The sequence below is a fragment of the Thalassospira sp. A40-3 genome (assembly GCF_015871485.1).
Taxonomy (GTDB): Bacteria; Pseudomonadota; Alphaproteobacteria; order Rhodospirillales; family Thalassospiraceae; genus Thalassospira; species Thalassospira tepidiphila.
The window spans coordinates 3796868-3810707 of sequence record NZ_CP065428.1; the positions used below are offsets into that span (position 1 = coordinate 3796868).

General features: G+C 55.0%; 12 protein-coding genes. 2 read left to right on the top strand and 10 right to left on the bottom strand.

Going from position 1 to position 13840, the window contains the following annotated elements:
• Window positions 1-51: 51 nt before the first annotated feature.
• The 6 genes from urtE to IT893_RS17550 form a co-directional block, all read right to left on the bottom strand.
• Entirely contained in the window at window positions 52-747 is a 696-nt protein-coding gene (gene urtE / locus IT893_RS17525; RefSeq protein ID WP_008888422.1) for an urea ABC transporter ATP-binding subunit UrtE, read from the bottom strand.
• A 12-nt stretch (window positions 748-759) separates the two neighbouring features.
• Window positions 760-1560 carry an urea ABC transporter ATP-binding protein UrtD gene (gene urtD, locus IT893_RS17530; RefSeq protein WP_063086766.1) on the bottom strand — a complete coding sequence of 267 codons (801 nt, stop codon included), beginning with the start codon at window positions 1558-1560 and terminating at the stop codon, window positions 760-762.
• Window positions 1557-2732 carry an urea ABC transporter permease subunit UrtC gene (urtC, locus tag IT893_RS17535; RefSeq protein ID WP_197146122.1) on the bottom strand — a complete coding sequence of 392 codons (1176 nt, stop codon included), beginning with the start codon at window positions 2730-2732 and terminating at the stop codon, window positions 1557-1559. The genes urtD and urtC overlap by 4 nt, the downstream gene beginning before the upstream one ends.
• 3 nt (window positions 2733-2735) lie before the next feature.
• The gene (urtB, locus tag IT893_RS17540) at window positions 2736-4439 is read right to left on the bottom strand and encodes an urea ABC transporter permease subunit UrtB (protein WP_252723990.1); all 1704 of its coding nucleotides are present in this window, start codon (window positions 4437-4439) and stop codon (window positions 2736-2738) included.
• Window positions 4440-4565: 126 nt separating this feature from the next.
• Complete coding sequence (gene urtA, locus IT893_RS17545; protein ID WP_008888426.1) at window positions 4566-5840, bottom strand: urea ABC transporter substrate-binding protein; 1275 nt, start codon at window positions 5838-5840, stop codon at window positions 4566-4568.
• A gap of 363 nt (window positions 5841-6203) precedes the next feature.
• Window positions 6204-7157 (bottom strand): LysR family transcriptional regulator, encoded by a 954-nt coding sequence (locus tag IT893_RS17550; protein WP_252723991.1) that lies wholly within the window; start codon window positions 7155-7157, stop codon window positions 6204-6206.
• 100 nt (window positions 7158-7257) lie between these two features.
• Between IT893_RS17550 and IT893_RS17555 the strand changes: the two genes are divergently transcribed.
• Complete coding sequence (locus IT893_RS17555; RefSeq protein ID WP_197146124.1) at window positions 7258-8241, top strand: MBL fold metallo-hydrolase; 984 nt, start codon at window positions 7258-7260, stop codon at window positions 8239-8241.
• 106 nt (window positions 8242-8347) lie between these two features.
• Here the strand turns inward: IT893_RS17555 and IT893_RS17560 are convergent, their stop codons facing one another.
• Window positions 8348-9625 carry a urate hydroxylase PuuD gene (locus IT893_RS17560; protein WP_252723992.1) on the bottom strand — a complete coding sequence of 426 codons (1278 nt, stop codon included), beginning with the start codon at window positions 9623-9625 and terminating at the stop codon, window positions 8348-8350.
• A 230-nt stretch (window positions 9626-9855) separates the two neighbouring features.
• Between IT893_RS17560 and IT893_RS17565 the strand changes: the two genes are divergently transcribed.
• Entirely contained in the window at window positions 9856-10767 is a 912-nt protein-coding gene (locus IT893_RS17565; protein ID WP_197146125.1) for a LysR family transcriptional regulator, read from the top strand.
• 72 nt (window positions 10768-10839) lie between these two features.
• Here IT893_RS17565 and IT893_RS17570 read toward each other — a convergent pair whose 3' ends face one another.
• The 3 genes from IT893_RS17570 to IT893_RS17580 all read right to left on the bottom strand — a co-directional run bounded on the left by IT893_RS17570 (window position 10840) and on the right by IT893_RS17580 (window position 13703).
• Window positions 10840-11877: a histone deacetylase family protein gene (locus IT893_RS17570; protein ID WP_197146126.1), complete on the bottom strand. Its 1038-nt coding sequence runs from the start codon at window positions 11875-11877 to the stop codon at window positions 10840-10842.
• 78 nt (window positions 11878-11955) lie between these two features.
• The gene (locus IT893_RS17575) at window positions 11956-13125 is read right to left on the bottom strand and encodes a methyl-accepting chemotaxis protein (protein WP_008888431.1); all 1170 of its coding nucleotides are present in this window, start codon (window positions 13123-13125) and stop codon (window positions 11956-11958) included.
• Window positions 13126-13169: 44 nt separating this feature from the next.
• The gene (locus IT893_RS17580) at window positions 13170-13703 is read right to left on the bottom strand and encodes a PAS domain-containing protein (protein ID WP_008888432.1); all 534 of its coding nucleotides are present in this window, start codon (window positions 13701-13703) and stop codon (window positions 13170-13172) included.
• Between the last annotated feature and the right edge of the window lie 137 nt (window positions 13704-13840).

A 13840-nucleotide genomic window follows, 5' to 3' on the forward strand; every position in this document is an offset into this window, starting at 1 on the left:
TTTGGCCCGATTGACAGCATCCAGTTTGCGCAAAATTTTGGCAAATGCCGATCAAACAGTCAGATAGGCACGGACTTTTTCACGATCGAGTGTTTCCTTTGCGCCCGACAAAACAACCTCGCCACGTTCAAGTACGACAATCTCGTCGGCCAGTTCATGTGCGAATTCAAAGTACTGCTCCACCAGCAAGATCGCCATATCACCGCGATCGGCCAGCTGTTTGATAACGCGCTGAATGTCCTTGATGATCGATGGCTGAATGCCCTCGGTCGGCTCATCAAGTACCAGCAACCGCGGTCGGGTGACAAGCGCGCGCCCAATTGCAAGCTGCTGTTGCTGCCCACCCGAAAGGTCACCACCGCGACGCCCCAGCATGTCACGCAGCACCGGGAACAGTTCGAAAATCTCGTCCGGGATATGGCGCAGGGCACGCGGCAAGGCGGCAAAGCCGGTCTCAAGATTTTCCTTCACCGTCAGAAGCGGGAAAATCTCGCGCCCCTGCGGGACAATCGCGATCCCATTGGCCGAACGACGATATGACGGATCGCGCGAGATATCCTTGCCTTCCCATTTAATGTTGCCTTCCGTTATCGGGTGCTGACCAACAACGGCGCGCATCAGGGATGTTTTGCCAACCCCGTTACGGCCCAGAACCGCGGTAACCTTGCCGGTTTCAGCACTCAGCGACACCTTGCGCAACGCATGGGACGCCCCGTAAAACAGATCAATATTGCTGACATCAAGCATGTTCAATTCCCCCTAGCGGCCCAGATAGACTTCAATGACCCGCGGGTCTTTCTGCACGTGATCAAGGCGCCCTTCGGCCAGAACCGATCCTTCGTGCAAAACGGTCACCTTGCAATCAAGGTCACGGACGAATTCCATGTCATGCTCAACCACCACGACCGAATATTCCTTGGAAATCGACCGTAAAAGTTTCGCCGTTTCCTCGGTCTCGGAATCGGTCATCCCGGCAACCGGTTCATCGACCAGAAGAAGTTCGGGTTCCTGCATCAAAAGCATGCCGATTTCCAGCCACTGCTTCTGCCCGTGCGAAAGGTTGGCGGCCATCTCATCACGCTTGTCTTCAAGCATGATGGTCACCAACGTCTTTTCGATCTTGATCTTTTCCGCATCACTTAGTCGATGGAACAGGGCCTGAAACACGCCGCGTCCGCCCGAACACGCCAAAAGCAGGTTGTCGAACACCGTATGGCTTTCAAACACCGTCGGCTTCTGGAACTTGCGCCCAATGCCCAGATTGGCAATCTCGGCCTCGTCCAGCTTGGTCAGGTCGATCTCGCTTTTAAACAGGACATCACCGGTATCAGGCCGCGTTTTGCCGGTGATGATATCCATCATGGTTGTCTTGCCCGCCCCGTTCGGGCCGATGATGGCGCGAAGTTCGCCCGGCTCGACATAAAATGACAGGTTATTGAGTGCCCGGAACCCGTCAAAGGTCACCGACACGCCGTCGACATAAAGGATGGTTTCCGACCGCGCGGATTTGACCTGTTCCTCGTCCGAGGCATTCTTTTGAATGGCGGCTGCTTCGCTCATGCCTTGCCTCCTTCATTCGCGCGTCGTTTACGCCAGGTCGTGAACAATGATTGCCGGTCGGCCGATCCGAATGCCGGTACCGCCCCGATCAAACCTTTTGGCAGGAACAGGGTCACCGCAATGAACAACCCGCCCAGGAAGAACAGCCAGAAATCCGGCATCGCCCCGGTAAAGAAGGTCTTGGCATAGTTGACGATAAACGCGCCAAGCACCGCCCCATAAAGCGTGCCACGCCCGCCAACCGCAACCCAGATGACGATTTCAATCGAAAGGGCCGGGGCAAACTCGCCCGGATTGATGATCCCGACCTGCGGCACATAAAGCGCACCGGCGATCCCGGCCATGACGGCCGAAACGGTAAAGACGAACAGCTTGTAATATTCAACCCGGTAGCCTGTGAAACGCACCCGGCTTTCGGCATCGCGAATGGCAATCAACACCTTGCCCAGACGCGACTGGGTAATGCCGCGCGCCACCGTATAGCAGATGCCAAGAAACACACAGGACGCGACAAACAAGCCAGCCCGTGTGCCATCCGATTGCAATGAATAGCCCAGCAGATCCTTGAAATCGGTCAGACCGTTATTGCCGCCAAAGCCCATATCGTTGCGGAAGAAAGCCAGCAAAAGCGCATAGGTCATGGCCTGCGTGATGATCGAAAGATACACACCCGTCACACGCGACCGAAAGGCAAGGAAGCCAAACACAAAGGCCAGAAGCCCTGGCACAAACATCGCCATAACGATGGCAAACCAGAACATGTCAAAGCCATACCAGTACCATGGCAATTCCTGCCAGTTCAGGAAGACCATAAAGTCCGGCAGGATCGGATCACCATAAACGCCACGATCCCCGATCTGACGCATCAGATACATGCCCATGGCATACCCGCCGAGCGCAAAGAACGCCCCGTGGCCCAGCGACAAAATCCCGCAGAACCCCCAGATCAGGTCGACACTAAGTGCCAGCAGCGCATAACAAAGATATTTGCCCAGCAGACTGACCATCCAGGTCGGCACATGGAAGGCGGAGCTTTCGGGCAACAACAAATTGCTTGCCGGCACCAGAATGGCGGCCGCAATCAGGATACCCAAAAGGATCATCCCGCCGCGGTCTTTCAACAGCCAGCCGATAACCGGCGTCATTTGATATTTTTGACGATAATCGGTCATGGATCAGGCCTCCACCGCGCGACCTTTAAGGGCAAACAGCCCCTTGGGTCGTTTCTGGATAAACAGGATCAGCGCAATCAGGACAAAGATTTTGGCCAGAACCGCACCTGCCATCGGCTCAAGGAACTTGTTCACAATGCCAAGGCTGAACGCACCCAATACCGTGCCCCAAAGGTTCCCGACCCCGCCAAACACGACGACCATGAAACTGTCGATAATGTAAGTCTGACCAAGGTTCGGGCTGACGTTTGAAATCTGGCTGAGCGCCACACCAGCGATGCCTGCAATCCCCGACCCCAGGCCAAAGGTCAGCGCATCGACATAACCGGTGCGAATACCAACCGATCCGGCCATGCGCCGGTTCTGGGTCACGGCGCGCATCTGCAAACCAAACGCGGTGTAACGCAGCACGGCTGCAATACCCGCAACAACGATGATGCTAAACAAAATGATCCAAAGCCGGTTATAGGTCAGCACCAGACCGGTCGAAAATTCAATCGCGCCACTCATGAAATCAGGTGCAGTGACCTGCTGGTTGGTCGCCCCGAAAATCGTTCGGATCGCCTGCTGCAAGACAAGGCTGACCCCCCATGTCGCCAACAGGGTTTCAAGCGGCCGGCCATAGAGGAAACGGATCACCGATCGTTCGATCACAACCCCGACCGCCCCCGCGACCAGAAAGGCGGCAGGCACTGAAATCACCAATGACCATGCCGACCCGGATGGCAGAATAGATCCAAGCGCCTGCTGCACCATAAAGGTGGTATAGGCGCCGATCATGATCATTTCGCCATGCGCCATATTAATCACGCCCATCACGCCAAAGGTGATGGCAAGACCAACCGCCGCCAGCAACAAAACCGACCCCAGACTGATACCGCGATAGACATCCCCAATCGTCTGCCAGGTCGACAGGCGCCCCTCGACGGATTCAAGCGCATCCTCTGCGGCGGCAACCACTTCGGGCTCGTAACCTTCTGCCTCGGCACTGGCGACAAATTGCGACAGCACCGCACGGATTTGCGGCGTGGTTTCGCTGGCCAGAACATCAATCGCGCTTAGGCGTTCTTCGGTGGTTTCACCGGCCGCCAGCGCCATGGTGGCCTGCGCCAGTTCCATCCGTGCCAGAAGCGTTTCATCCTCTTCGCGATCAATCGCGCGCAGAAGCAATGGCAACATCGCCGGATCACGGGCATCCATGATCTGCTCGACCGCAGCACTTCGGATATTGAGATCCGGGCTAAACAGGTTCAGCGTCGCCAACGCATCGCGCAGCGCACCCCGCAAACGGTTGTTGATCTTGATCTTGGAGAGTTCCTTGGATGAACTTTCACCGATTTCTTCGCCGCTGACGATGTCGATATGGGTAAAAACCTTGCCCTTTTTGGTGGCGATGACGACATGCTCGTCGCTGTCGCGAACATAAAGGTCACCCTCAAGCATGGCCTTGAGGATCGGGGCGACACGTGGATCACCGTCCGCTGCCATTTCTTCGATCACCGCGACCTTCTTGGTCGCACTTTTATCATTTAACTGTTCGGCGATGTTTCGCAGTTCTTCGTCGCTAAATGCCTGTGCGCTATTGGGTGTCGCGACCACAAGCACGACCAGACACGCGATCAAGGCACCCAGTCGAAGGGCTATGTCACGCGTTTTGGCCAATGAGAACGGAGAACGGCGCAGCACTGAAAACATGTCATTGCGCATGATCACCAAACCTTTGAATTCAATATGGAAAATTGGATAAAGAAACCGCGGACAGCAGGCAGATGCTGATTGCGTTGAAAATGAACAGGCCGGTCGCGTTGCCACGACCGGCCCATCCGAAACCAATTAGTACATCGGTTTTTCACAGTTGCCGCAGACCCACGGATAGGTCCAGTCGGCGGTCAGCTTTGCACTTTCCGGCAGGAAGTCCGACCATGCATCGCCAACGACGGTGCCTTCGGTTTCCCAAACGATGTCAAACTGGCCATCATCCTGGACTTCGCCGATCAGAACCGGCTTGGACAGGTGATGGTTGGTGTTCATGACAGCGGTACCGCCGGTCAGGTTTGCAACTTCCTGGCCATACATTGCCTGACGAACCGCATCGACATCGGTGGTGCCAGCCTGCTCGACAGCCTGTTTCCACATGTTAAAGCCGATATAGGTTGCTTCCATCGGGTCGTTGGTTACGCGCGACTCATCACCGATGAAGGCGTGCCATTTTTCGATGAAGGCCGTGTTGGCATCAGACTCAACCGACTGGAAGTAGTTCCAGGCAGCAAGATGACCAACCAGCGGCGCTGTATCGATACCAGCCAGTTCTTCTTCACCAACCGAGAAGGCAACAACCGGAATGTCTTCGGCTTTGATGCCCTGGTTTGCCAGTTCCTTGTAGAACGGAACGTTCGCGTCACCGTTAATGGTCGAAACCACGGCCGTTTTCTTGCCAGCAGATGCGAATGCTTTCACGTCAGCAACGATCGACTGCCAGTCAGAATGACCGAACGGGGTGTAGTTCTCCATGATGTCTTCATCGGAGATACCCTTGCCGTTCAGATAAGAACGCAGGATCTTGTTGGTGGTACGCGGATAAACATAGTCGGTACCCAGAAGAACGATACGCTCGGCAGAGCCGCCATCTTCGCTCATCAGGTAATCAACAGCCGGAATGGCCTGCTGGTTCGGGGCTGCACCGGTGTAGAACACGTTGCGCGAGCTTTCCTCACCTTCGTACTGAACCGGATAGAACAGCATGCTGTTCAGTTCTTCGAAGACCGGCAGAACCGATTTACGCGAAACCGACGTCCAGCAACCGAAGACAACAGCAACCTGTTCCTGTTCGATCAGTTCGCGGGCTTTTTCAGCAAATAGCGGCCAGTCAGAAGCCGGGTCAACAACAACGGCTTCGACTTGTTTGCCAAGCAGACCACCATTCTTGTTCAGGTCATCAACCAGCATCAGGACAGTGTCCTTCAGCGTGGTTTCGGAAATCGCCATCGTCCCGGAAAGAGAGTGCAGCACACCAACTTTGATGGTTTCTGCTGCTTGTGCGGCTGACATTGCCATTGCAGACACTGCCATGGCCCCGGCGCCAATGAGCGCCTGAAGCTTCTTATTCATTTATAGCCTCCACTGAGTTTTTATTGCACCGCCGTTGCACTTGCTAAAACCGTGCCAGACTCAGAGGCCATATCGAATAAAATCGCGAATCGAGGGATTCTCACGCAATAAGAAACCATTTTACAGCTATTTCGGGGAAAATATTTGCGTAAGCCGTGTTTTGAATGACTATTTTTCAATCATTGATTACATTTTGATTAATTTTTGATCATGTTGACGTCAGGGTTTTCACAGCCTATCTGGAGCACGGAAGTTTCGCCTGCGCTGAGCTTATTGCACCACAATCTGCCCTGTGTCGGCCAGCTTCCCGCCCCGTCGGGAGACCGGCGGGGCGTTTAGATTTCTGGGCGTATTTGGCCGGGATTACTCGGCCGCCTGCAATTCGCGGTCCGGCGCGATCGCGTTAATTGCTGCGCGAATTTGATCCCGCAACCAGATCAAACCAACATCCTTGTCTGTCCAAACAGCCCAGTTCATCCTCACCGGCGGAAACGCCACATCAATCGGCATCGGACAATAAGACAACCCGAATAACGGCGCATATTGGTTGGCAATGCGACATGGCACAGTGGCAATCACGGCACTGTTTCGGGCCGCTGCCAGAAGCGGCATGAAATCAGGTGCCGCCAGAACAACATCAAGCTCGATGCCCATCCCCTGAAGCGCGACGCCAACACACCCGGCGACATTCTCGGTCTGGGACAGAACCGCATGCCGCGATGCCAGATATTGCGCACGCGACATCGGCAGCGGCAAATCCAGAATATCGGGATTAAAACAGCACGCGACTTCCGAGTTGAACAGAACTTCTCCGAAATGGCCTGTGGTGAGTTGGCTTTTGCAGCCAATCGCAAGATCGATCTCGCCGCCATTGATCATTCCATCAACCGTTTCAGATGTGATGGTACGACTCAAAATCTTGATACCCGGTGCCTGCTGCTGCAAATGCTGCATCAAAACCGGCAGCAAAATCATGTCCATTTCACCGGTCACGCCCAACCGGAAAACACGTTGGGCGGTTTGCGGATCAAAAGAATCCGTCGCATGAAGGGCGTTCTGTGCCTGCGAAAGGGCGGTGCGCACCGGCCCGGCCAGCGCACGGGCTTTTGCTGTCGGCTGCATCTTCTGACCGACACGTACAAACAGATCATCGGCCAGCAACATGCGCAAGGTATTGAGATTGTGGCTCATTGCCGACTGCCCGATACGCAGTTTCTCGGCCGCCTTGGTCACGCTCATTTCCTGCATCATGGCGTCAAACGCAATCATCAGGTTGAGGTCAAATGACCTTAAATTGAAATGATCAATATTATCCATGACTGGTATCGATTTGATTACTGACTGATCGCACTATAGCCTTTCCCCATCAGCTTACAACCCGCCGGTGCACACCGGCATGATTTGAGGGAAAAGAAAAATGCTATCACGTCGTGATTTGCTTAAAAGCACACTTGCCGCCGGTGCCGTTGGCGCGATTGGCAGCACCGTCTTTGTGCCACTTGCTGCAAAGGCAAAGGCACCATTGGTTGGCACACAGGCACCGGGCTATTACCGTGTCATGGTCGGCGATGTCGAAGTCACCGCCCTTTCGGATGGTGCGGCCCAGTTCCCCATCGCCGATCTTTATGTCAACACCACACCCGAACAGGCACGCCTGGCCCTTGCCAATGCGTTTCAGGGAACCCCAACCTATCTTTCGGTTAATGCCTATTTGCTGAATTTCGGGGATCGTCTTGTGTTGCTCGATGCGGGCACCAGCGATCTGATGGGACCGGCACTTGGCAAACTTCCGGCCAACATGATTGCCTCGGGCTATCACCCTGATCAGGTCGATGATGTCGTGATTACCCACATCCATCCCGACCATACCGGTGGCCTGACACTGGCTGGCAACAAGGTCTTTGCCAATGCCACGGTGCATGTTCCAGAGGCAGATGCCGCGTTCTGGCTCAGTGCCGAAAACAAGGCAACCGCGCCTGAAGACGCCAAGGCGTTCTTTGATCAGGCGGTTGCGGCCCTGACCCCATATATCGATAGCGGCAAGCTTGCGAAATATGCACCCGATGCCCCGGCCATCGAAGGCATGGTTAACACCACTTTCCGCCCCGGACACACGCCGGGCCACAGCGCGCTTTGGATCGAAAGCAAGGGCGAGAAGTTTGTTTACTGGGGCGACATTACCCATGGCGATGTCGTGCAGTTTGACGATCCGAATATTGCCATCGCCTTTGACGGCGACACCGACATGGCAATCAAATCACGCGAAGCGGCCTTTGCCGAAGCGGTACAGGAAAAATACCTGGTTGCCGGCTGCCACGTCGCCTTCCCGGGATTTGGTCATGTGCGCGAAGATGCCACGATGTATGACTGGGTACCGATGAACTATCGCGCTGACGTTTAGGTTGGAATTGATCCCCCATCCCCGCCGACCTTAAAACAATCCGTCAACGCAAAAGAGCGGTCGTACATTACGACCGCTCTTTCCTTTGGATTTCGTCCCTGTCTGCCTATTCCGGCATGCCTGCCCGGATCCACTGACCAAGCTGCGCGCGTTCCTCGTCGGTCATTTCCGTCATATTGCCAAGCGGCATGGCCCGGCCAATAACCGCCTGTGCCAGAACACGCTGCGCATTGGCTTCGATCTGGGCCAGATCATCAAACATCACGCCTGCCGGGGCTTCGTCAAAGCCCTCGTCACTCGGGTTCGCCGAATGGCAGGTCGAACAACGGGTCTGAACGATGGCCAAGGCATGATTGGCGGTAATCACGTCTTCATCGGCAAGCTTGACCGCATTCGGATCATAGGATGCAAACATCGCAAGGATCGCCATACCGACCGCAGCCGACGGCAGTTGCCAGGCAATCGCCTTGCCGGTGCCGCCAGCATTGCGCGTGTTAAAGAAATGGCGCACCAACCCACCGATGATCAGGATCAGACCGACAATCAGCCACGACTGATCATGGGAAAACAGCATCGAGTAGTGGTTGCTGATCATCATCAGCAACACCGGAAGCGTCAGATAGTTATTGTGCGTTGAACGCTGCTTGGCCTGCAGACCAAGTTTCGGATCGGGCTTTTCCCCGGCCATCAGGCTGGCCACAACCTTTTTCTGGTTGGGAATAATGATGCGAAACACGTTGGCGGCCATGATCGTACCAATCATCGCACCGACATGAATAAACGCACCGCGCCCGCTGAACACATGGGTAAACAGATAACTTGCCGCCATGATCAGGATGAATAGCGCGACCGCCAGCGTATCGGTGCGTTTGCCAATCGCACTTTTGCAAATGATGTCATAGATCACCCAACCGGCAAACAGGCTGCCTAGACCAATCAGGATCGCATCCATCTTGGTCAGCGCCAGAACGCTTGGGTCGATCAGATAGCTCTCGGCACTCCAGTAATACATGGTGACCAAAAGCGCAAAGCCGGTAATCCAGGTGAAATAGGCCTCGTATTTAAACCAGTGCAGTTCGGGCGGCATGGAACTGGGTGCTACCATCCATTTGTTCACATGATAGAACCCGCCACCATGCACCATCCAGGCTTCGCCATAGACACCTTCATCCATGTCCGGGCGCTTGCGCAAACTAAGGTCAAGCCAGACGAAATAGAACGAAGACCCGATCCAGGCGATGCCCGTAATCAAATGCGCCCAGCGCAGGATCAGATTGATCCAGTCCTGAAACAGAATATCCACGGTGCTTGAAACCTCCGTCTCGCCTGTGCGCGGTTTCCGGCGCGCTGGCAGCCCTGCCTTGATGATTGCCCCGGGACGCATGAATGGCTCTGATGGCAGCATTTTGCCCGGATTTAATTCAGTCGATCTGTTTCCTGTCCTAGCACAGTCGCCCGACCGCCTCTATTATTTAGGGGCTGAGCATAATCGAAATGACTTTCAAAATAATCTTTAAAATGGCAGAGTGTGGCCGCTAATCTGCACATATAATGATTTAAAACGCCCACCAGAAATCAAGAAACAGCCCTCAGACATCAGGAGCTTCCCGCGCCATGTCCGACTTTGAGGACATCCAGATTTTTGTCCGTGTTGCCGAACTTGGCAACCTTTCTGCTGCCGGGCGTGAATTGCGCCATTCGGCGGCTGTGGTGTCAAACCGGATTGCCCGCCTTGAAGAACGGCTTGGAGTGCGTTTGCTGAACCGCACAACGCGCCGGGTCAACCTGACGACCGAGGGGGATGTTTATTACCGGCACTGCCTGCGCATTCTTTCGGAAATGCAGGAAGCCGAAAACGCCATCGCCAATCAGAAAAACACCACCCGTGGCCCGGTCACGCTGACCTGCCCGGTGGCATTCGGCAACAAGTTTGTCGCCCCGATCATTCCGAAATTCGTCGAACAAAACCCGGATGTGCAAATCCGCCTGCATCTGTCTGATCGGTTGCTGGATCTGTTGCAAGACAAGGTCGATCTTGCCATCCGCATTGCCGAGCTTAAGGAAAGCTCGCTGATTGTCCGCAAGCTGGCCACCAACAAACGCATGCTGGTCGCAAGCCCGGATTACCTTGCAAAGAACGGCGCGCCCAAGGTGCCCGCAGACCTTTTGAACCACAATTGCCTGCTGCTGCGCTTCCCGGGATCACAGCAATATCAATGGACGCTGCAAGGGCCGAATGATGAACCGCCGGTCACGCTGGCTGTCGCTGGTTCGATGGATTCCGATAACAGCGAAGTCCTGACCCGCTGGTGCCTTGACGGGCATGGTATTTCACTGAAATCGAACTGGGAAGTCGACGAATATCTGCGCGACGGACGCCTTCAACGCGTCCTGCCCGATTACCAGCCACCGTCACATGCCGTCTATACGCTCTATCCAGAAAACCGCTATCTGCCGACGCGTGTCCGCGCCTTTGTCGATTTTCTCGTCGCGGAATTTGGCGGCACACCGCCCTGGGAACGTTGAACAAAGGCAACGCTAAACAAAAACGCCCCGAACAGATGCCGGGGCGTTTTTTAGTATTCGACTTGGGTTAACCTAGTTTTTGGCAAGCGCCAGATACCCGCTTAAAACCGCGGCGACGTTTTGCCCAATCACATCATGGGCATAGCCGCCCTCCATGGTGAACATGGTTTTAAGCCCCATCCGCCCGATCATTTGCCCGATGCGGTTGAAATCGTCGGTCTGGAGTTTGAAGTCGCAAATCGGTTCGGCTTCGTGCGCATCAACACCAAGAGCCACCACCAGCGCATCGGCCTGCCAGGTCAGAAGTTTCTGCATCGCCTTGGCAAAGCCAGCCCCCCAGCCCGCGAAATCCGTACCCGCCGGCAGCGGAATATTCAGGTTGGCTCCCTGCCCGTCATTGCGTCCGGTTTCATTGGCATAGCCCATGAAGAACGGGAACTGATGGGTTGGATCGGCATGGATCGAAATCGTCAGAACATCGCCACGTTCATAGAAAATGTCCTGCGCACCGTTGCCGTGGTGGTAGTCGATATCAAGGATGGCGACCTTTTTCGCCCCCTTGGCAATCATGTGCTGGGCTGCGATGGCGGCATTATTCAAGAAGCAATATCCGCCATAACGGTTGGCATGGGCATGATGCCCCGGCGGACGGGTCAGGGCAAAGGATGCTTCGCCTTCGCTCCAGGTTGCCTCGGCTGCCGATATCACGGTCTGCGCCCCCCAATAGGCCGCCTTCCAGGTCCCTTGCGTGATCGGTGTATCAGATGAAATGGCATACTGCCCCAGACGCGCGCTGATATGTTCGGGCTTGCCACCGGAAAATCCACCCGTCGGCCAGACATAGGGAAAGGCGTCACCGCTTTTCCCTGCCTTGGTCCATTCACTCGAGGCATTTTCCAGAAAATCAATATAGTCCGGCTCATGGATCGCGCGGATCGGACCGAGGCCGTGATCGGTCGGATCGACCAGCTGCGCCTTGATCGCGTGCGCGACGGCATCGCGAATGATCGGAATACGCCGGGCATTCTCGAAACATGGCACCATGCGTCCGTGATGCATTTCGCCTGCCCCGTCATGGGCATCGTGGCGCGAATTGAAGAAAACCCGCATGGCACCGCTCTCCTGACTGAAAATCCTGACCGGGTACCATCATGACGCCCGACGCATCCTGTTGCACGCAGAAAGCGGCTATTTCTTGGCGGTATAAAGCAGCTTTTCGATGGTATCGAGGAACACACCCAACTGATTGCGCAGGCTTTCCGACTGATCGGCAAGACGACTGGCCATGTCGCGTGTGGTGTCGGCCGCCTCCCCGGTACGCCCGGCCATATCGGAAACCACGGTGATATTGTCGGTGACTTCCTGTGCGCCGCTTGATGCCTGTTCGACATTGCGCGTGATGTTGGTCGACAAGTTAGCCTGGGTTTCGACATTACCCGAAATCGTATCCGAACGTGCCGCCAGATCATCGATCACACCTGCAATTTCGCGGATCGAACCGACCGACTGCTCAATCGCGGTCTGAATGTCCTGAACCTTTTCCTCGATGCTTTCGGTCGCCTTGCTGGTCTGGTTGGCAAGTCCCTTGACCTCGTTGGCAACAACGGCAAAGCCCTTGCCGGCTTCACCGGCGCGCGCAGCCTCGATCGTCGCATTCAGTGCAAGCAAGTTGGTCTGAGCCGCAATGTCACGGATAAAGCTGACCACTTCAACGATCTCGCCAGCCGCCGCTTCCAGCTGTCCGATACGACCATCGGTTTCCTGGGCAAGGCCGTTCGCCCGGTTGGCGATCTCAACCGATTCACGTGCCTGTTCGGACACATTGCGGATTGCCTCGTTCAGCTCCTCGGATGCGGCCGAAAGTTCGCTGACATTGGCCGCCGTCTGGCGGGCCGCGGCGGCAACGTTGGTTGAACGTGAACTGGTTTCGTGCGCGATGGAGTTGGCATCGCCGGATGCCTCGGAAAGGGCGGACGCGGCATTGGCAATGTCATCAACCGCGGCAAAGGAACCGCTTTTGAATTCATCAAGAATGTCGGCAAACCCGGACAGTTTCTTTTCGATGGAGGCACTTGCGGCATTAATCCGCTTGGCCGAAGACAGGTAATCCCCGACCAGCCCGGTTTCGACAATGCGTCGATAATAACGGTTTTCGGAAACGGCGCCCATCGATGCCGCACTTTCGCGCAAGAACGCATCATTGCGGTCAATCAGCCGGTTGATCGCAATAAACAGTTCGCGCATGTCAGGATGACTGTCGACATTGGTAATGCGGGCTTCATAATCACCGTCCGCTGCGGCCAGAACCACATCCAGTGCCTTTTTGATACCCGATTTTGAACCACCGAACAGAGACATTAGAACCTCAAACCTTGCATTTTCGGGAACCGCTTTGCGATCCTCTAGAGACTTTGGATAAACTCGTCGTACGACATGCCCATATCAGAAAGCTTCTGTGACAAGGCCTCGGATGCGGCATTCATGCCGTCCTTGCGATTGGGCAGACTGTCCTCGATCTTGCGGAGTTCCGCATAGAGAGGAATGATCGTTTCGCTCAGAACCTTTGGATCGGGCACCCGGCGGTTGGAATGGTATCCAATCACCTTGTGACTGGCATCAAAGGTCGGCGTCACATGGGCATAGACCCAATAATGATCCCCGTTGCTGGCCATATTCACGACATAGGCAAAAATCTCGTGACCGGATGAAATCCGGTCCCACATAAGCTTGAAAACGCTGCGCGGCATATCCGGATGTCGGATCAGCGCATGCGGCTTCCCCAAAACCTCACCTTCCGAATAATCAGAAAGGCGCAAAAACACCTCATTGGCGTAGGTAATATGCCCTTTGAGATCCGTCTTGCTGACGATCAACTCGTCCGGTTTGAAATGACGCTCCCGCCCAGAAGGCTGAATGCCTGAAGGCTTTTCACTCACCTTTAAGACCCCGATACTTTATTTTTATTTCCAAACATGCCCGCAATTTCGGGCTGCGGGCAGGATGAATTACTCGATTATCATGTGAAAATGGTCGTGCGAAGCTAAATATTATTTTTCCACACGTTTCATTCTCA

Bases quoted from the DNA above. Each gene is read 5' to 3' on its own strand.
- urtE (WP_008888422.1), bottom strand. From the start codon at position 747: ATGCTTGATGTCAGCAATATTGATCTGTTTTACGGGGCGTCCCATGCG.
- urtD (WP_063086766.1), bottom strand. From the start codon at position 1,560: ATGAGCGAAGCAGCCGCCATTCAAAAGAATGCCTCGGACGAGGAACAG.
- urtC (WP_197146122.1), bottom strand. From the start codon at position 2,732: ATGACCGATTATCGTCAAAAATATCAAATGACGCCGGTTATCGGCTGG.
- urtB (WP_252723990.1), bottom strand. From the start codon at position 4,439: ATGCGCAATGACATGTTTTCAGTGCTGCGCCGTTCTCCGTTCTCATTG.
- urtA (WP_008888426.1), bottom strand. From the start codon at position 5,840: ATGAATAAGAAGCTTCAGGCGCTCATTGGCGCCGGGGCCATGGCAGTG.
- IT893_RS17550 (WP_252723991.1), bottom strand. From the start codon at position 7,157: ATGGATAATATTGATCATTTCAATTTAAGGTCATTTGACCTCAACCTG.
- IT893_RS17555 (WP_197146124.1), top strand. From the start codon at position 7,258: ATGCTATCACGTCGTGATTTGCTTAAAAGCACACTTGCCGCCGGTGCC.
- IT893_RS17560 (WP_252723992.1), bottom strand. From the start codon at position 9,625: ATGCGTCCCGGGGCAATCATCAAGGCAGGGCTGCCAGCGCGCCGGAAA.
- IT893_RS17565 (WP_197146125.1), top strand. From the start codon at position 9,856: ATGTCCGACTTTGAGGACATCCAGATTTTTGTCCGTGTTGCCGAACTT.
- IT893_RS17570 (WP_197146126.1), bottom strand. From the start codon at position 11,877: ATGCGGGTTTTCTTCAATTCGCGCCACGATGCCCATGACGGGGCAGGC.
- IT893_RS17575 (WP_008888431.1), bottom strand. From the start codon at position 13,125: ATGTCTCTGTTCGGTGGTTCAAAATCGGGTATCAAAAAGGCACTGGAT.